The organism is Streptomyces sp. NPDC098789 (assembly GCF_044759975.1).
Classification (GTDB): Bacteria; Actinomycetota; Actinomycetes; order Streptomycetales; family Streptomycetaceae; genus Streptomyces.
Genome location: NZ_JBIWAJ010000045.1, coordinates 1 through 17,510 on the forward strand (window position 1 = coordinate 1; position 17,510 = coordinate 17,510).

Genomic DNA, 17,510 nt, shown 5'->3' on the forward strand with positions numbered 1-17,510 from the left:
ACGGATACTTCCTCGGTGCGGACATCGTCCGGGTTCCTCTCACGAGACCCATCTGACCCCCTGCCACCACTTCCCGCATCTCGGGGGAACCTCAGGACCGCGAGATCGTGGAGCTGTTCCTGGCCTGCCGCAACGCGCGGGACCGGTTCATCGTGCTGCTGCTCGGCCGGGCCGGACTGCGTCCCGGAGGCGCAGCTGGCCTGCGTCGCGAGGACATGCACTTCATGCCGGACTCGACACCGCTCGGCTGCCCGAAACAGGGCTCTCATCTGCACACGCTGCGGCGGGACAACGCCAACGGCGCCTGGGCGAAGCGGCAGCCGACGGCCGCGCCGGGCCGGTGGAAGCCCGTTGACCACCTGGTGGTGCTCGCCTACGACCAGTACGTGATGGAGCGGATGGCGTTGCCGCACGGCCCGGACAGCGACTTCGTGCTGGTGAACTTGTTCGCCGAGCCGCTCGGCGCGCCGATGACCGCGGACAGCATCACCGAGTTGTTCGGGCGGCTGTCCAGGCGGGCCGGGTTGAGCAGGAACGTCACGCCGCGCATGCTGCGCCGCGCAGCGGGCAGCAACCTTGCGGACGCCGGCGGCGGCCAGGACGAGATCGCCGCGCTGCTGGACCATTCCCGGCTGTCCAGCTCGGAGCCGTATCTGACGCCGGCGCCGGACCGGCTGCGGGACGCGGTGAACGCAGTTCCCTCGCCGCGCGAGCTCACGGACGGTGCCCGGTGACCCCTGTCCTTACGCCGGTGGTCGACGGACCGGCCCCTGAGCCCGACGCCTCCGACACCGAGCTCACGACGTTCCTGTGGTCGATGATCAGCGAGGACTTCCTGACCGAGGCCGGCTGGAACGCCGAACGCCGCGTCATGACGCCCGAGGGCCACCCCACTATGGGCGGCAGACACTGCCCCGTGCCCAACTGTCAGTCACCGGTGCGCGGCATGAAGCTGTGCAGCACGTGCTACTCACGCCACCGCAAGTCCGGGATACCGGCGAAGGAGTTCGTCAAGATCCCCCGCATCTCGCGGCACCTGCACATGGGGACCGGGACCTGCCGCGTCTCCAGCTGCGAGCGCCCGTGGAACAACTCGGGGAAGGAGCCGGTATGCCGCGCCCACCGATGGCAGATGATCAAGCACGGAGGCACCCTTGAGGAGTTCCTCGCCGACCCGGACATCAAGGGCCTGCCCGGCCTGGGCGACTGCTCGGTACTCGCATGCAACCGCCAGGCCATCAGCGAGTTCGGCACGCGCTTGTGCCATCCACACGGCAAGGCGCTGCCCGCCCTGCGCCGGAAGGCCGGATTCGATGAGGGGATGTGGCTGCGGACGGCGCCGTCGGGGAGCTACGGCATCGAGATCAGCTTTCGGGGCCTGCCCGAACTGGTCGTTGCCCAGCTGCTGTTCGGGCTCCAGCACCGCTGCCACCGCGGCGCCCGCACCGAGGCCGGCAACTTCCGCGCCCTGATCGACAAGACGATCCGGCCCTCGCTCGCCCCGCGCCTCGAAGACGTCCCTGATCCGGCCGCGAACAGTGACGCCCTTCGCCTGCTGAACCGGACCCGCGTCTACGCGGTCCGGGCGGTGAAGACACCCGAGGGCGAGTACGCCAAGGACGAGTGGGACCTGGTGGCCTTCGGGCACCGCGGCTACCTCGTCTTCACCGAGATCCACCAGCCCTGGCTGAGGGAGAGCGGCAAACGCTGGGCCCGCGATTACCTCTCCAAGGTCCGCTCCAAGAGCGCGGCCTCGCACGCGCAGCAGCACCTTCACGGCCTGGTCAAGCTCTCGGACACCCTGCGCGCCCGGCCCGACCGCGGCCTGGACAAAGCCGCGCTGGCCCGCGCCGACATCGAGAACTTCCTGAACAGGATGTCGTTCCTGGAGACAAACGAGGAGATGAGCACGCTCACGCGCATCGCCTACATCAGCAAGGCCCGCAACGTGCTCAAGGCGGGCCGGGCCATGGGCCTGACCCGTCCCGGGGAGCCGCTGGCGGGTCTGCCGGACGACTTCGTCATCCACCGTCTCGACGTTCCCAAGCCACCGGAACCATCGGAGGAGGGCCAGGACCTCCCCGCCGAGGTGCTGCGCCAGCTCGGCACCCATCTGGACGCCTTCGAGGCGATGACCTGCTACGAGATGCGCCTCAGCGTCGAGCTGCTGATGGACACGGGCCGCCGGCCCGAAGAGATCTGCCGCCTGGAGCTGAACTGCCTCACCCGGGACGGGCAGGGCAAGCCGGTGCTGCTCTACACCAACTGGAAGGAACAACGGATCGGGCGCCAGCTGCCCATCCACGAGCCGACCGCGAAGCTGATCATCGCCCAGCAGAAACGCGTACGCGCCCGCTTCCCCGACCGGACCCCGTCGAAGCTGGTCCTGCTGCCCACCCAGAACCTGAACCTGCGCGGGGAGCGGTCGATCGACTCCAACCACCTCAGCGCCATGCACCGCGAGTGGGTCGAGTCCCTGCCCGACTTCGTCCTCGACGACGGCACCGTCTTCGACAAGGAGAAGATCTTCCCCTACGCCTACCGGCACTCCTTCGCCCAGCGCCACGCTGACGCCGGTGTCGCCATCGACGTCCTGGCCGAGCTCATGGACCACGACAGCTACGAGACCACCAGGTCGTACTACCGGGTCAAGGAAGTACGCCTGCGCGAGGCGGTCGAACGCGTCAGGAAGATGCAGTTCGACCGCCAGGGCAAGCGCATCTGGGGCACGGTCACCACCGTCCTCGACGCCGAACGCACACGCCGGGCCATCGGCGCGGTCGTCGTCCCCTTCGGCGCCTGCTCCGAGCCCACCAACGTCGCCGCCGGCGGCGGAGCCTGCCCACTGCGCTTCCGCTGCGTGGGCTGTGACCACTTCTCCACCGACGTCTCCTATCTCCCCGACCTGCGGACCTACCTCGATGATCTGCTGAGGCAGCGGGAGAAGCTGAAGTCGATGGCCGAGGCCGACGACTGGGCCCGCGCCGAGGCCACCCCCTCCGATGAGGAGATCACCCGCATCCGCGCCCTGATCCAGCGCGTCACCGACGACGTCGAGACGCTCACCGAGGCAGAACGCACCGAGATCCAGAAGGCCGCCGCGACCGTTCGCCAGATGCGGCAGAACTTCCTCGGCATGCCCCGCATCCGCCAGCCCCTGCCCGACCTCCGAGTGGAGCGACCCGCATGACCGCCCCCCAGCCCACCGTCCAGGCCATGCTCGAAGGCCGGCGTGCTGACACCGGACGCCGCCGCCAACGCGTCCTGGTGGCTCTCGCCGAAGCCGCGAAGAACGGCACGGACACCAGCGTCGCCGCGATAGCCCGCCGCGCGGGCGTCGACCGCACCTTCCTCTACCGCCACCGCGACCTCCTCGCCCAGATCCACGCTCAGGCCGCCGAACCTGCCGCAACGCTCGGTGGCCACGGTCCGGCCGTCAGCCGTGCCTCGCTCAAGGCCGACCTCGCGGCCGCCGACGCCCGCACGGCCCGTATCGCCGCCCAGGTCCGTCGGCTCGAGCAGCGCCTCAGCGAAGTGCTGGGCGACCAGGTCTGGCGCGAGTCCGGCATCGGGGGACCTGACGACTCCGAGCAGCTCAAGGCCCGGATCACCACGCTCGAACAGCAACTGATCGACCTGGAGCTGAAGCTCCAGGAGCGCGACGACGACCTGGCCGCCGCCCGCGGCGCCAACCGCGAACTGATGGCCCAGCTGAATCGGCACGCCGACTGACCTGTCGCCCGGCGCCCGGCCGCTACACGGCAGGGCGTCGGGTGAGAGCTGGTTCGCCGAGAGGCGCCATCCTTGACCGTTCGTAACCAGGCATAATCACAGAGCTATTGAATTGCTTAGTGCATCGAGATGGAGTGCGCGTGGAAGACAACGTCGTCAAGCATCAGTGGAAGATCGAGCTGGGTGGACGCCGGGTGGAGACGCTGAAGAGTGTCACCGGCATGGCGATCGACCAGGAGTACGTCGAACTGGTGCAGAACTCGCCGGACGGGAAGCCGGTTCCCGACCTGGTCCTGGGGGCGCCGTCGTCCTTCGGCAACCTGACGCTTACGCGCGCCATGGACAAGAGCGACACGTTCACCCAGTGGATCATGGACTCCCGGAATCCGACCAAGATCGAAGACAGTGCCGAAGACATCGTGCTGGTGTACGTGAACCCGCAGAACGGCGCCGAGAAGAAGTTCCAGCTCACCGGTGCGCGTCCTACTTCCTGGTCCGCGCAGGATCTGACTGCCGGCCAGGCCGACGAGACACTCGAACTCAAATTCGTGAGCTGCGATCCGATCTGAGTCCAGCGAACCACGTCGATAGTCCGGCCGATCACGCGACGCGTGATCGGCCGGACCGTTCCCAGATATTTCGCTGTGGAACACCAGGCGGTGGTGCGGGACGCGCCTGGACTCATGCACCACACCTGTTGCACCCGCTACAGTGATCGAGATCGCTCCTGAGCTGCGAAAACCCCAGTCGCACACTCGGGAAGCCCCGGAGAATCGTCGGCGACTTCGACTGCTCGGGCGAGGACATCGAGCGGGACTGGGTGGAACGCACGGGGTGCTGGAGCTCGGTGACCCGGGTGCTGCTCACCTACGAGCAGGTCCGCGCGTACGGGCTTCCGGCGACCGAGGGCAAGAGCGGCGACCCGAGGTGGCCGGCCTTCGCCCGCCGCTACGGCTTCGACATCGAACGCCCGGTGCAGTGGGAGGTGGAGGCGCTGGAGCCGGACGAACTCCAGCGACTGGTCCTCGCCGCCGTAGATCCGTACATCGACCGAGACGTCCTCGCTCGGCAGGTCACCCGGGAAGAGGAGCAGCGCCGTGCCCTGGCCGATTTCCTGGGCAGCTGGGGACCTACTGCCTGAGCGGTGACTGCAACACGCCTCTGCAACGCAGGGTGCAACAGCGACTATGCTGCACCCCGTGACCTGCAAAGTTACCTTCGAGGTGGGGCCTTTCCGGTAGGAGTGTTGCACTCGGTGGGGCGTGCTCCACGGAGCGGGTGTGTAGCTGACTGTGTTGCCGCTGCAGCCGGCGGAGATGTCGAAGAGGCGGTCCTGCTCGGCCTGGTCGACGGCGAGCTGCCAGCGGAGCTTGGTGGCCGTCCACTCCGAGGGGTACCGGCACAGGGCAACCGAGGCTGGCGGCAGCCACTCGAACGGTTCCTGGTCCGCCTTTTGCCGGTTCGAGCGGGCGGTGACGGCGACCAGGGAGCATGCCTGCTGCTGGTCGTTCGCGTACGCCTCCCGCCGTGAAGCCGTCCCAGGCGGCTGCTCCAGCTGGCGGGGAGCGTCATTCGAACCAAGCGGTATTCCTGCCTACGGCTCAAGGAACATCGGCAGGGAGACCCGGTGTAGTCCACGCAGGTGCCCGCTGGTGACCTGCGGCGCGGCGACGCCATTCCCGCGCCCCCAGATGCACGGCGGCATGCCCTGGGCGTACGCCGGGGCGGGGAAGGAGCCTTGCCGCTGCGGGGTGTGCTTCGCGAGCCGGGAGTGGTGCCCTGCCTGCGCCCCTCGCACGGACCGGATAGTGGTGCATACAGCAATCCAAGCCCGTCGGCATCCGACGCCGCTCGGGGCCGCAATGCCCAGGCCAGTCCGTCCTCTTGTGATCAGGCCCCGCAGCGCTCTCCTGCATGTTCAGGCGCGCCGGCGGGCCTAAGGGCTGTCCCGTAAATAATCGCTCAGTGGCTTCGGGCATGAGGACTGCTGTCCGGCGGGTGGTCTATCCGGCGAGGGCGATGTTGTGCATCCGTGCGATGCCGAGCATGGCGTGGTGGACTCCGTCTCCCTTCAGGCGGCAGTCACGGAGAATCTTCCAGTTCTTCATGCGGGCGAAGACGTGCTCGACACGGGCGCGGACCTGCTTGTGGGACTTGTTGTGGACCTGCTTCCAGTCTGGCAACTCCTCACCCCTGCGTCGCCGGTGAGGCATCACGAGCCCGGTGCCCGGATAGCCGCCGTCGGCGATCGTCATCGTCGTGCCGACGGCGGCCTTCGCGCCGGACTCCTCCCAGGCCTTGCAGTCGTTGCGGTTGCCGGGCAGGGGCCGGCCGACCACAACGACGAGGCGGGTGTCGGCGTCGATGACGACCTGGTGGTTGGTCGAGTACCGATAGTTCTTCGACTGCTCGCCGACAGCGTGATCGCGAGTGGGAACCAGGGTGCCGTCCACGATCAGCACGGTGTCCTTCGCGAACCGCTTGCGGGGCTGGAGTGCGAGCAGGGGGCCGAGATGACCGATGATCCGGTCCGCCGCCGACTTGGACACCCCGAACAGCGGGGCTAGCTGGCGCATCGTCAGGTTGGTCCGCCAGTAGGCCGTGACCAGCAGGGTTCGGTCCTCCAGCGGTAGACTCCACGGTCGGCCCCTGCGGACTGCGTCCGCACCCTCGCGCCGCAGAACCGTCACCAGCTTCCCGAACAGACGCGGGCTCAGCCCGGTGAACGGGACTATCCAGGACGGCTCCGACGCCGTGATCACACCAGCCACCACATGATCGTTTCACTTGATGAGAAGCAACCACCGTCCCGTACCCTCTTGGCCTGAGTCGGTCCAGAATGTCGCCATGGCGGACCAAGAACACAACGAGACAGCGGTACGCACATTCCTGTCGTGCGCCACCGAGATGACGCGACTGATGGGTCTCGGGGATGCGGCCGACGTGCCGGAAGCACGCCGCGCACGGCACCTCGCCCACGCATTGCGCAAGCCACTGCTCGAACGCGCCCACCTGCCCGAAGAGTTCTTCGTCCCGCTGATGGCCGCAGCCGTCTACGATCCGGACCCCAGCTTCTGCCGCTGGTTCGTCGAACCAGCGGTCTACGCCTTCGGCCGTCGCCGGGTCATGACCGCACTGCTCGACTACCTTCGGACCGGTACGGACGCCGAGCAGGCAGGCGCCGAGCGGGCCTGGTACTGCGCCCATATGCCGCTCCGCGCCGACCGTTCTGCGGCCTATGCGCCAGACGGAAGCCGAGATCCTGCCCTGGATGAGTCCCGCGAGGTGAGGGACGAGTGGCGGGAAACCCTGCGGCAATCGACCAAGTGACCGGATCGTTGCTCTTCCTGACCAGTTACGGGACAGGCCTTAGGACGGCAATCGTTCGGCGCGATTCTGGATGAAGCCCCTGCTAGCGGTCGCTGGACTTGCAACAGGAGGAATGTTCTGTGGGCCTCTTATCTACTGATGCTGTTCACGGTGTGGTGATTCCGCGTCTGCGTGAGGCGCTGGGCAGTCTTCCCACTGCTGTGGGGCACCTGGTTTTCCTGCATTTCAACGCCTCCGGGACGCCGTTGACAAGAGGTAACCCAGCGCACTGTGGCGCCGGCGGGCGTTGTAGTAGGTGAGCCACTGGAAGATCTCCAGCCTCGCCTGTGGCATCGTCGAGAACAGCCTCTGGTGCATCATCTCCCTTTTCAGCCCCTGCCAGAAACTCTCGGCGAGGGCGTTGTCGTAGCTCGAGCCGACCTTGCCCATGCTCCTGCGGATGCCGTACCGGTCGCAGACCTGCGCGAACGCGGACGACGTGTATTGGGCGGCCGCGATCGCTGTGGATCACGCAGCCGGGCTCGAGTCCGCCCCGGCCGTGGGCCATGTCGAGGGCGTCGACGACGAGCTCGGCGCGGTGGTGGTCGGCCATGGCATAGCCGACGACCTCGCGGGTGGCCAGGTCCAGCCAGCAGGCGAGGTAGAGCCAGCCCTCGGCGGTGGGCAGGTAGGTGATGTCGCCGACCAGCTGGGTGCCGGGCCGGTCGGCGTGGAAGTCGCGGCCGATCAGGTCCGGGGCCGGCTTCGCCTTCGCATCAGGCCGGGTCAGCGAACGCCGCCTGCGCCGGGTGACGCCGCGGATGTCGCGTTCACGCATCACGCGGGCGACGCGGGCGCTGGTCAGCTCACCGGACTGGCTCTCGCCCCGGTCCGCCTTCGCCCGGCGGTACCAGCCGCGCAGGGACTCGGAGCTGACACCGAGTTCCCGGGCGACAGCGGTGACCGTCTTGCCCGAAGAATCGACGAGCGCGATCGCGTCCCGTTTGAACTCCTCGGTGTACCGCTTCGTGTACTTGCTTCCCACCTGGTGCTACTTCCTCTGGAACCTCAAGATCCCAGTCTCCAGGTGTCCACGATCAAGGGGAAGCTTCACTGAAACGCGAAACCCTCCAAGGAGACCCCGACTACGGCGATGCCGATACCTGTCGCCGGACCGTCTTCTCCTGGCTGACCCGCTACAACACCCGCCGCAGGCACTCCGCCAACGGCCACCTCAGCCCGGACGCATACGAACGCCGACACCACGCCGCTAGACTCACCCGCCGCGTGATCAATAACCGCGTGCCCACCTTCTTGGGGGAAGGCCCCCGGTCACTTCACCCAGAGGACCATGCATCGCTTGAGGACATCACGCTCCATCTCCAGCTCACGTATCCGCTTGTTCTTCTCCGACATCTCCCGCCGCAACCGCTCCAGCTCGGCACGCTCGGCCTCACGCATCCGGCCGCCCAGCACGGGCTCGGCCGGCCGGTCGGACGACGCCGACCCGTTGCGCCGCCACCGCGACACCCAGCTGTGCAGCGTGCCGGAGTGCACACCGAGTTCCTCGGCGACCTCCGGGATCGGCCTGCCCGTCTCGATCACGATGCGTACAGCACCCTCACGAAACGTCCCACTCCTCCGCCACCGCGTCATCCTCATGGCTCTACTCCGACGCCAATACCCGTGACGGAGCGTCACCGGTGCAGGGTCCCACATCCCGGTTTCACGGAAATCTTGCCAGGGCCACGTTCACTTGTACGCCGACAGCCACCTGGCGCACGGTCGAAGGTGATGCGGCACGGCGGACCCCGAGGGGGCTGCGCGGATGAAACCCCAGGCGGGCCAGGGTGTTCTGGGGTGCGTGGCGGGTCCACTGCCCGATCGCGGCGTAGGAGCGGGCGCCCGCCAGGACCGCGCACGCGGCGGTCAAAAGCACCGAGACGAGGCTGTGAAGCCGACCCCGCCGGGCGCGTGGATCCGGCAGAGCAGCCAGCCGCGCCGCCGCACCGGGAAGCTCACGCAGTTCACACGCCGGCGACTTGAACAGACAGATGATGTCAGACTGACGGCACATCGAAGCTCCAATGATCAGGCGACTTGGAGAGGTCACCTTGATCATCAGAGCTCCGGTGCATGCGCCAATGCTGCGCTGAAGGTTCGTCACATCCCTGTGACCAGCAGGTTCTCCAGGCCATCAGGACTATGAATCAGCCCTGGCCTCGAACCCATGAGCCTGGGCTCCTCGCAGCAAAGCGGCCCGGATTCTCTCGACCTGGGCGTCGTCCAGCTTGGCCGGGGGCCGCACGCCGCCGCAGAGCCGAAGTGTCACCTTTCTCCCACGCCCGCCGCCATCGTCGCACACTCTCGGCATACACCCCCACCGCCCGCGCGATCTCCGCACTCGAGACACCTTCCTCGAACAACTCGACCGCACGAACACGACACGCCTCCGCCAACTGAGGCCGCGACAAAGGAGGAAGGGATGAGCCGACAGCCGAAGAAGAAGGTTGATAAGCCACCCCCAAAGCCTCCCACCCACACGGCCACCACACCCACCGAAGATCAGTAGTCAGTGTCCCACTGAAACGAACGTAGGGCTGCCCCAGCGGTCATGACTGTAAAGCAGGCGAGCGCAGTGAGCGATCCAGTGAGACCAGCGAGATTTCGGGTGTCAGTGAGTACGTTCATCAGTGCCGTGTTCAAGTGGTGAATCGGCGTTTGATCAGCGATTCGGCGGAGCCATGCCGGGGCCTGGTCTAGGTCGAAAAAGGTGCCGGAAATCAGGGCCATAGGCATGACGAGAAAATTTGCCAGGGCGGAAGCTGCTTCTTCGCTCTGACATACGGCGCCGACGAGGAGTCCCATGCCCGAGAAGGCGATCGCGCCCATGAGAATGATGGGCAGGCCGAGCCACCAGCGGGCGCTGATTCGTACGCCGAAGGTTGGCATAAGGACAACGGCGAGAAAGGAGGCAGTCTGAGCCAGGGTGACAAACAGGTTGGTGGTAAGCCGAGCCAGGAGTACAGAAGCCACGGTCACAGGGGCGAGGCGGATGCGGCGCAGGAGATGACGCTTACGCCAGGAGACGACAGTCATGCTCATTCCAAAGACGCCCGTGCCAGCGATGGCCCACGTCAGCATTGGGATCATGCGCGAAATACTGCTGGAACCATCATGGTGGCGAGGGCCATCATGCAGCAGACCGAAAGTCACGATGAACATCAGGGGAAATAGGAAGGTGAAAAGCAGGGTGATCCGGTCTCGGACGAATCCCTTGAGCATGGCGGCGGAGAGAGCGCCGAAGGCGGTCACGGTGCTGTTCTCTTTTTACTTGTCAAGGCGAGGTAGGCTCCTTCGAGGGTGGGGCTGTGAACACGAACCGAGTGGAGGTCGGTGTGCTCTGCTAGCTCTGCGAGGAGCAAGTTTGGTTTCCGAGTGGTGATGGTCAGGGCTGTCCCGTTGATGCGGACGGCATCGGCTGCCGTGAGGAATTCAGCCTGATTGAGTGGAAGATCCGAGACATTGAGAGAAACCCGGGTGGGTCCGCCATGGCTCCGGATTAGCTCGTGGGGATCGGCGATATCCAGGATCCTTCCCTGGTCCATGACCGCCACCCGATCGCATAGAAGCTCGGCTTCGTCGAGGTGGTGGGTGGTGTAGACGATGGTGGTGCCCCGTGCTTGGACATTTCCAAGAAGGTTCCAGAGCATACGGCGTGCTTCTGGGTCGAGGGCGGCGGTAGGTTCGTCGAGAAATAGCAGATCAGGGGCGTGAATAAGGGCACAGGCGATGGCTAGTCGCTGGCGCTGGCCGCCCGAGAGCCTAGACTCTCGGATTCCTGCCTGCCCGGCGAGACCGACGAGTTCCAGCGTCTGGTCCGCGCGCGCTCGGGGAACACGGTGCAAGGCCGCGAAAGTCTCTAGCTGCTCGCGAGCCGTCAGGTGGTCAAAGAAGGCCGAAGACTGGAGCTGTACACCAATCTGGCGAAGGAGGGCCGGATTGCGCGGCCAGGTGTCTCTTCCGAGGACTTGGATTGCGCCACCGGAGGGACGGTGCATGCCCTGGAGGATTTCCAGAGTGGTGGTCTTGCCAGCGCCATTGGGGCCGAGAATTCCGAAGAACTCCCCCCTGTTAACAGTAAACGAGATCCCGTGAAGTACTTCTCTATCGCCAAAACGGTGACACAAGTCTGTTACAACTACTACTTTGTCCCCTGTGTAGTTCGATGCTAACGTGGTGAGTTTGGTGCCTGAAAGTTCGAGGGCGATTACTGGTGCTGAAGTGATCATGGCGCAACGCTGGTAGGCGAGCGAGACAACTGGAGCGCATCCATAGACAATGGCTGCCAACCCAGTGGTCACAGCAGCCAGAGGAGCTTGCTCCATGGCGGCCCAGATTGCGAGACCGCCAGCGGTGAGGGCGAGACCTGACTCCGTGCGTGAGGCTTTCAACGCCTCTGCTACGTTGCAACGACTTGATGTCTTTGGGGTACGCAGAAATACCGCACGCCGGTGGACAAGGGCACTCAGGCACGCCTGGCTCATCGTCCATGACTGCGCCCAATGGACCGCCAGGCCTCCGAGGATCGCACAAATGGCATGACGCTTGCTACCGCGGACAGCGAGCGTCATACGAATCGTCGCTGCCCAGACGTACAGACAAAGACTGAAGAGAAGGACCGATCCCACGGGCGGCGGCATGGCAGGAGGGTACGCCAGGGCCAGGGCGGTGAGGGCAAAACCGGCAAGCGGGATCAGCTCGCTTAGGTACTGCAAGGCTAGGCCGACATACGAAAGTCGCTGGACCATGGAGAGAGAGCGATTTTCCTTACTTGGATACAGGAAAGCGCGGCGGTGTACTCGCAGAACGTGGATCATGCCGAAAGCCCAGCGAAATCTCTGCTGGCGCAACGCCGCGAAATCGAACGGCATGAGGCCGGTGCCCATGACCATTGGGTCGATGAGGCCACGCCAGCCACGGGCCAACAGCCGAAGTGAGAGCTCGGCATCCTCAGTAACGGACTCTTCATTCCACAGACCGGCTTCTTCGACCGCACGGCGGCGCAGAACGGCCATAGTGCCCACACAGATCAGCCCGTTGGCCTGAGCTCGGGCTGGGACGATCGCCGCATAGTATTGCTCATACATGTGGAAGACACCCTCATGGAGGCTGGATTCTTGCCACTGCCGATAGTGCTGCGGGACCTGCACGAAGGCAACATCGGGCGAGGCAAGGTGCTTTGCGGCAAGCCTGAGGAAGCCAGGCTCAACGAGATAGTCGGCATCGACTACGGCGATGTGCTCGACCCAATTCGGCAGCTGCCGGATGCCCTCGTTGAGCGCACCAGCCTTATGCCCCGGCCAATTTTCCAGGTGGATGAAGTCAATGGCGCCCTCGTGCCCTTCACAGAAGTCTTTCACAGGCTTCCAAGTACGGGGAGAAGGTGTATTGTTGTCGATCACCTGGATCATCCAACGGCCGGGATAGTCCTGTAGCAGGAGCTGCCGGAGAGTGGAGATCAAGAGCTCTGGCGGTTCGTTGTGTGCCGGGACCTGGACACAAATCCCAGGCCAGACCGCCAGGTCGCGGGCCTTCCCCGCACGGGGTTCGACAGTACGTCGCCCGATCGCCATCAGTAGATCGAATACCGAGCCGACTGCCAAGACAACGATCAGCGCCAAACCTGAGATCGTCGCCCATCCGAAGCCGGTCGCCCCGTCGGCGAGCTGCTCGATCAGCACCCAGAGAAGCAACGCACCGGCCTCTGTAGTGCTGGCGAGGCACAACCGCGCCCAGCTATGCAGCATGCCTCTGAGGGGAATCACCGTGCTACTGAGCACGATGACGGCTGCCAGCCATGCGAGGGGTTCGGCGCAATGAGAGAGTAGCCACAACAACCAGGCCCCAGCGGGGAAGATACACAGCACGACAGCAACCCGGTGGCGCCAAAGCCACCGGTCGTCTTCAACGAGCATCAGCCGGCCAACCCCACAGGTTCAGGCCGACGAATGTGTCCGATCCGTGTTCTTGCCACAGCCTTTCACACTCGTCAACATACCAAGTCTCGTGGGCGGGATTGATCAGATCACGGCGGTAGCCGCCCCACCAATCAGACGGGACTCTGGAGAGGGCCATGCCAGTCTCGTCCAGCGCGCGCGAGTACTTGGCATCCAGTTCGGCGACCGTCTGCCGGTCCGGCCAACGCAACCGCTCGAAGAGCTTGTAGGACCTATGCTTCCACAACAGCCTTTCTCGGGCGGCCCATTGCAGGTGCATCATGCCCCCTGACAACGAGCTCAGCGACGAGGTCGGAACGAATCCGTCCCCGGCGTTTCGGGGAGCCCGGCAATGATGCTGGTAGCCGTCCGCCTCCTCAGGCGCCCAGTAGATTCCATCGCAGTCAGCGACCGCGATCGTCACGAACTGACGGCACCATTCGGAGCCATCGTCGCGGTAGTGGTCGAGGTCCTGCCAGACCGGCACCAAAGGAACGTCAAGGATCTGCCCGGGAGTGAGTGCAGCGATCCACTTGCGGACATGGGGCAAGAAATTAGCGGTCAGCACCTCGTCCGCGTCCACGAGTGCGAGATGCGTCGCGCCAGCTTCCCTTGCAAGTTCCAGAAGGAGTTGCCGCTGCGCCATCTCGTCCCAGCGCGATGAGTCAGGCCAGGACCTGATCACTACTCGCCCGGCAGGCTCCCCAGCGCCGATCTCCTCCAGGATCATCCTTGTGCGATCGCTGGAAGCGTGGTCGATAATAACGACTGCATCACACCACTCAAGTGCTGCTCGGAGCGAACATCGCAACACCCACTCCTCGTTACGTACGAGCATACAACCAACGATCTTCACAGCGACTCCCGTCGTGCTTCAATATCTCTGTTATGTATTCGTGTGTCCGCCACGCAGCCTCAGTGCTCCGCTTTTAAGCTCCCGGCCAGCAGTCCAGATCATAGAACGCATCGAATGCCATCCCCGGCCGCGGAGGGGAATGGTCAGAGACCCGAATTATTGGACACAGGCTGCCAACACACTCCCCGATCGTGAGATTAAACAGTTTAGCGCTTCGGTGGGAAAATTCGACGCTTCATGTCAGGCAGCTGACCTTTTCGGCCAGCCCTCCGGTCGAGACTCGAGAGCTGAATGAAGGTCAACTTGGAAAAGTAAACACCACTCGAAGAGGCGAAAACGCAAAAGAGGTAACTCACTTAAGAGCTTCACTCAGTGAACACGTCCGGCGGCACAGCGACGCACTTCAGGTTCATCAGGCGAGTTCCTGCAAGCGTCGTCGCCGACTGCGGGCGAATAGAGCCCGCCTCCTGCAATATCAAAAAAATGAGAATATGGAAACATCTTTCGAATTCCGTCGCAGGCGGGTGCTACGGCAGAAGGTAGGCTGCGGGTAGCCCGATTCTGAGCAGGCGCGCCGACTGGGTTCGTCCCGCACCGACCCGGACCACCCCACGCTATGGGGCGGGTCTGTCCAGTAGACGGCTCCTACAGTCCCGCATCGAGGCGGGGACCCTGCGGGCTGAGGCGTATCTCCTCAGCACCGTGGCCTCGGGTGCCCCAGATAGCGGCTGGCCTAGTGGGAGCACCCGCCCGAGAAGCCACCGTCAACACCCGCCCGTACTCACCCGCGAGATCCCTATGTGTGAGGAGAGGTTTAACTGCTCGGCCACCTTTTAGGACTGGGGAGATACCAACGTCTAGAGATACGCGTGCCACCGTACGGTGTGTTCCCAAGCCGGAACAACTGCCCAGTGCCAGACTTGTGTGCCATGAATCGTACTGATCGCGGCGGAAGACACCTCACCCCCAGGGCCAGGAACGCTATTCTCGCCGACTTGGGTCGGCTGCTGGCCGCACGCGGAGGATGGGAGCCGAGTAGCCTTACAGGCTTGGGGTGGTGGATGCCTCTGTTGGGGTACGCAGGACAGTGTTCTGAGTGGACCCGTATGGCCCCGGGAAGAGGAACATGGCGGGCGGGTGTCCTTCCGATGACGGTGAAAGCCGGTAAGTCAAGGATCAAGGTGTGCTATCCGCAGGCTCTGGCCGTAAGAGAGTTCTGCCTCCGCCATGAGCCCGCCCAGCTGTCTCTTCCGCTCAGCATCGCTGGTCTCGACAGCCTCTCCTCATGGCTGCCAGTGCTGGAAGCTCACACGTTTACCTCCGGCGCCATGCTGGAATGTCCTGGCGGCCAGAACGGGTGCTTGGCATGGTGAGCCGCTGGCTGAACCGGGAACGACTAGCAGCCCTTATGTGGGCGACGGGCTGGACCTTGGCGACCCGACTGCCGGAATCCGCCGTCTCATGGCTAGGGCACTCAGCCGCGGACCTGGTTCATCGACGCAATGGCCCGGGTGTGCGCCGGCTTAAAGCGAACCTGGCCCAAGTCACCACAGTCGGTCCGGAACTGCTTGAGCCCGTGACACGCGCGGCAGTACGCTCCTATGCGCGCTACTGGACAGAGGCCTTGCGGCTGTCTGGGTGGAGTAGAAAACGTATCCGTGACAGCTTCGCTCCTGAGGGCTTGCACCATCTCACCGACGCGCTGGCCGCTGGTCGTGGGGTGGTTTTGGTGCTGCCCCACACCGCAAACTGGGATCTTGCAGGCGCGTGGGTCGCCACACACCTGCGGGTACCGTTCACCACGGTGGCCGAGCGACTGAAACCAGATTTCCTCTTCAATCGCTTCATCGCCCACCGCACCAGTCTCGGTATGGAGGTACTTCCGCACGACTGTCCCTCGACTTTTCCGACCCTTTTGAGGCGGCTGCGCCAGGCGGGTCTGGTGATCCTGCTCGCTGACCGAGACCTATCCTCTTCTGGAGTAGAGGTGGAATTCTTCGGCTCTCCCGCGCGCATGCCGACTGGGCCTGCCGTCCTGGCCCAGCGGACGGGGGCACTCCTGTTACCTGTCATGCTCTGGTACGACGATGGCCCGGTGATGCGGGGGCGTGTCTTTCCGCCGCTGGAGACATCCGGCCACTCGCCGGGCCAAGCCGTGCGCAAAGTAACCCAGGCAATGGCTGATCACTTCGCCGCAGGTATTGCACAGCATCCGCAGGACTGGCACATGCTCCAACGCCTCTGGACACATTGATGTGACCTCGCAACAAGCCTCACCCCAGGGGCTCAGCCGGCTCGCCAGGTCGCAGTGGACCATCGAGAACCGGCTCCACTACGTCCGAGACACCACCTACGGCGAGGACGCCTCGAGGATCCGAACCGGCCACGGGCCCGAGAACATGGCCACCCTGCGCAACCTGGCGATCAATACGCTCCGGCAGCACGGTCACCGCAACATCGCTGCCGGCCTCCGCCACGTCTCCTGCAACCCCTTCAACCGGCCACTGGACCTCCTCAACATCCCCTGACCAGGCCGTCTACGTGACCACCGCGACTTTGAAAAGTCCCTGCCTGCGTCCCACCTGGACATCCCTCCCTGGACCATCAAGATCCATTGTCAGGGTGTCCACTCCACAGGGTCAGCCTCACATCTCAAGTCGCCGAACAAGGTGACAGCGCCCGCAGGGCCAGTACAACTGCACGACCCAGAGCGAGTGTCACTCGAATGCCCAGTCGAGCCTATTCAGTGAGACGGGCACGGGAATGTTTATGATAACCCATCAAATGAGACTGCCTGATTGAAGATCATCCAATCTGGTGGCCCCCCCACCCAAGAGTCTGTGCCGCGATCCAGAGGCCAGCGACGAAACGAATGGAGCAAGTGTGGCTTCTCGAAAATTCCTGGGTGCTGCCGCTTTCATGTTGGCGGCCGCCCTGCCTGCAGTAGCCGTTGCACCTGCGCATGCCCAGGCCCCCAGTACCTGTGGCGGACAGCTCAGCGACTACATCAGCAATGGCTTGATGGCGGCTTCATTCGCCGGTACCGTTAACAGGAACGGCGTGGAGAAGCCTATGACTCTCACGCAGGCGCTGCTCCACGGATCTGCGGTTCGAGCTGAGATCAATAATGGCCCTTCCGACTACAAGTCCGTAACCTCGAACCTTGGGGTTGAAGGTGACAGCGGCGGCCGAGGAACAGTCTACTTCTGGACAGGCTGGGGTCTCGCCAAGAGCACGAACGTAAAGTGCACACTCGGCACCCGCGTTACCAGCATTATCGGCATCCTGGAAGACAAGGGCGCCACATTCCAGCTCAGCCGGATCTAAACTTGATCCTCGGTAACGGCCCGTCGGTTTCTTCCGGCGGGCCGTTACTGCTGGGGGCTCTATATCACATCCGGTGGTGACGGAAAGTGATTGGGGAACGCTGTGACGGGCTGATATTGAGACGGAACTGTTGAGTTGCCTGGCTCGTTGATGGGGTGTGGCTCAGGGCCGTTTCAAAGTCATGGTGATCGTGTGAGTCCGTAGGCCAGAGCCGCTTGGTCGGGCCCGTCACGCACGCAACGAAGCTCCGGTTGAACGGGGTGACCTTCCCAAGTCGCCCTGAACCA

At 64.4% G+C, this 17,510-nt stretch carries 17 protein-coding genes and 2 pseudogenes; 9 read left to right on the top strand and 10 right to left on the bottom strand.

Translation table 11 applies throughout. The annotated features are described in order from the left end of the window. Nucleotides 1-107: 107 nt before the first annotated feature. The 5 genes from ACIQWR_RS40870 (at nt 108) to ACIQWR_RS40890 (ending at nt 4,873) form a co-directional block, all read left to right on the top strand. Nucleotides 108-734 (top strand): tyrosine-type recombinase/integrase, encoded by a 627-nt coding sequence (locus ACIQWR_RS40870; RefSeq protein ID WP_404021081.1) that lies wholly within the window; start codon nt 108-110, stop codon nt 732-734. Beyond that, a complete protein-coding gene (locus ACIQWR_RS40875; protein ID WP_404021084.1) occupies nt 731-3,190 on the top strand; it encodes a tyrosine-type recombinase/integrase in 2,460 nt (819 codons plus the stop codon). Before ACIQWR_RS40870 ends, ACIQWR_RS40875 begins: the two co-directional genes overlap by 4 nt. Beyond that, nucleotides 3,187-3,732, top strand: a complete 546-nt coding sequence (locus tag ACIQWR_RS40880) for a hypothetical protein (RefSeq protein WP_404021087.1) — start codon at nt 3,187-3,189, stop codon at nt 3,730-3,732. The genes ACIQWR_RS40875 and ACIQWR_RS40880 overlap by 4 nt, the downstream gene beginning before the upstream one ends. 140 nt (nt 3,733-3,872) lie before the next feature. Next, nucleotides 3,873-4,301 (top strand): phage tail protein, encoded by a 429-nt coding sequence (locus ACIQWR_RS40885; protein WP_404021090.1) that lies wholly within the window; start codon nt 3,873-3,875, stop codon nt 4,299-4,301. Between the two features lie 251 nt (nt 4,302-4,552). Then, nucleotides 4,553-4,873 carry a hypothetical protein gene (locus ACIQWR_RS40890; RefSeq protein WP_404021093.1) on the top strand — a complete coding sequence of 107 codons (321 nt, stop codon included), beginning with the start codon at nt 4,553-4,555 and terminating at the stop codon, nt 4,871-4,873. Nucleotides 4,874-5,002: 129 nt separating this feature from the next. Here the strand turns inward: ACIQWR_RS40890 and ACIQWR_RS40895 are convergent. Both ACIQWR_RS40895 and ACIQWR_RS40900 read right to left on the bottom strand, forming a co-directional pair. Beyond that, nucleotides 5,003-5,288 (bottom strand): annotated as a pseudogene (locus ACIQWR_RS40895) (HNH endonuclease); the annotation flags it as partial. Nucleotides 5,289-5,735: 447 nt separating this feature from the next. Further along, nucleotides 5,736-6,503 (bottom strand): transposase, encoded by a 768-nt coding sequence (locus tag ACIQWR_RS40900; protein ID WP_404021096.1) that lies wholly within the window; start codon nt 6,501-6,503, stop codon nt 5,736-5,738. 76 nt (nt 6,504-6,579) lie between these two features. Between ACIQWR_RS40900 and ACIQWR_RS40905 the strand changes: the two genes are divergently transcribed. Next, nucleotides 6,580-7,062: a hypothetical protein gene (locus ACIQWR_RS40905; RefSeq protein WP_404021099.1), complete on the top strand. Its 483-nt coding sequence runs from the start codon at nt 6,580-6,582 to the stop codon at nt 7,060-7,062. A gap of 225 nt (nt 7,063-7,287) precedes the next feature. Here the strand turns inward: ACIQWR_RS40905 and ACIQWR_RS40910 are convergent, their stop codons facing one another. The 8 genes and pseudogenes from ACIQWR_RS40910 to ACIQWR_RS40945 all read right to left on the bottom strand — a co-directional run bounded on the left by ACIQWR_RS40910 (nt 7,288) and on the right by ACIQWR_RS40945 (nt 13,878). Then, complete coding sequence (locus tag ACIQWR_RS40910) at nt 7,288-7,491, bottom strand: integrase core domain-containing protein (protein ID WP_404021123.1); 204 nt, start codon at nt 7,489-7,491, stop codon at nt 7,288-7,290. Between the two features lie 67 nt (nt 7,492-7,558). Further along, nucleotides 7,559-8,086 (bottom strand): annotated as a pseudogene (locus ACIQWR_RS40915) (DDE-type integrase/transposase/recombinase); the annotation flags it as partial. 287 nt (nt 8,087-8,373) lie between these two features. After that, complete coding sequence (locus ACIQWR_RS40920) at nt 8,374-8,703, bottom strand: transposase (RefSeq protein ID WP_404021102.1); 330 nt, start codon at nt 8,701-8,703, stop codon at nt 8,374-8,376. A 64-nt stretch (nt 8,704-8,767) separates the two neighbouring features. After that, nucleotides 8,768-9,163, bottom strand: a complete 396-nt coding sequence (locus tag ACIQWR_RS40925; RefSeq protein WP_404021105.1) for a transposase family protein — start codon at nt 9,161-9,163, stop codon at nt 8,768-8,770. Nucleotides 9,164-9,251: 88 nt separating this feature from the next. Continuing rightward, nucleotides 9,252-9,596: a helix-turn-helix domain-containing protein gene (locus tag ACIQWR_RS40930; protein ID WP_404021108.1), complete on the bottom strand. Its 345-nt coding sequence runs from the start codon at nt 9,594-9,596 to the stop codon at nt 9,252-9,254. Nucleotides 9,597-9,606: 10 nt separating this feature from the next. Next, entirely contained in the window at nt 9,607-10,356 is a 750-nt protein-coding gene (locus ACIQWR_RS40935) for an ABC transporter permease (protein ID WP_404021111.1), read from the bottom strand. Next, nucleotides 10,353-13,019: an ATP-binding cassette domain-containing protein gene (locus ACIQWR_RS40940; RefSeq protein WP_404021113.1), complete on the bottom strand. Its 2,667-nt coding sequence runs from the start codon at nt 13,017-13,019 to the stop codon at nt 10,353-10,355. Before ACIQWR_RS40940 ends, ACIQWR_RS40935 begins: the two co-directional genes overlap by 4 nt. After that, the gene (locus ACIQWR_RS40945) at nt 13,009-13,878 is read right to left on the bottom strand and encodes a glycosyltransferase family 2 protein (protein ID WP_404021125.1); all 870 of its coding nucleotides are present in this window, start codon (nt 13,876-13,878) and stop codon (nt 13,009-13,011) included. Before ACIQWR_RS40945 ends, ACIQWR_RS40940 begins: the two co-directional genes overlap by 11 nt. Before the next feature lie 1,384 nt (nt 13,879-15,262). On the opposite strand from ACIQWR_RS40945, the gene ACIQWR_RS40950 reads away from it, so the two are divergent. The 3 genes from ACIQWR_RS40950 to ACIQWR_RS40960 all read left to right on the top strand — a co-directional run bounded on the left by ACIQWR_RS40950 (nt 15,263) and on the right by ACIQWR_RS40960 (nt 17,223). Continuing rightward, entirely contained in the window at nt 15,263-16,150 is an 888-nt protein-coding gene (locus tag ACIQWR_RS40950) for a phosphatidylinositol mannoside acyltransferase (protein ID WP_404021115.1), read from the top strand. 1 nt (nt 16,151) lies between these two features. Continuing rightward, nucleotides 16,152-16,424 (top strand): transposase, encoded by a 273-nt coding sequence (locus ACIQWR_RS40955; RefSeq protein WP_404021118.1) that lies wholly within the window; start codon nt 16,152-16,154, stop codon nt 16,422-16,424. A gap of 355 nt (nt 16,425-16,779) precedes the next feature. Further along, nucleotides 16,780-17,223, top strand: coding sequence for a hypothetical protein (locus ACIQWR_RS40960; protein WP_404021120.1), 444 nt, complete (start codon nt 16,780-16,782; stop codon nt 17,221-17,223). Nucleotides 17,224-17,510: the final 287 nt, after the last annotated feature.

Bases quoted from the DNA above. Each gene is read 5' to 3' on its own strand.
- ACIQWR_RS40950 (WP_404021115.1), top strand. From the start codon at position 15,263: ATGGTGAGCCGCTGGCTGAACCGGGAACGACTAGCAGCCCTTATGTGG.
- ACIQWR_RS40910 (WP_404021123.1), bottom strand. From the start codon at position 7,491: ATGGGCAAGGTCGGCTCGAGCTACGACAACGCCCTCGCCGAGAGTTTC.
- ACIQWR_RS40945 (WP_404021125.1), bottom strand. From the start codon at position 13,878: ATGCTCGTACGTAACGAGGAGTGGGTGTTGCGATGTTCGCTCCGAGCA.
- ACIQWR_RS40940 (WP_404021113.1), bottom strand. From the start codon at position 13,019: ATGCTCGTTGAAGACGACCGGTGGCTTTGGCGCCACCGGGTTGCTGTC.
- ACIQWR_RS40925 (WP_404021105.1), bottom strand. From the start codon at position 9,163: ATGATCAAGGTGACCTCTCCAAGTCGCCTGATCATTGGAGCTTCGATG.
- ACIQWR_RS40880 (WP_404021087.1), top strand. From the start codon at position 3,187: ATGACCGCCCCCCAGCCCACCGTCCAGGCCATGCTCGAAGGCCGGCGT.
- ACIQWR_RS40920 (WP_404021102.1), bottom strand. From the start codon at position 8,703: ATGAGGATGACGCGGTGGCGGAGGAGTGGGACGTTTCGTGAGGGTGCT.
- ACIQWR_RS40905 (WP_404021099.1), top strand. From the start codon at position 6,580: ATGGCGGACCAAGAACACAACGAGACAGCGGTACGCACATTCCTGTCG.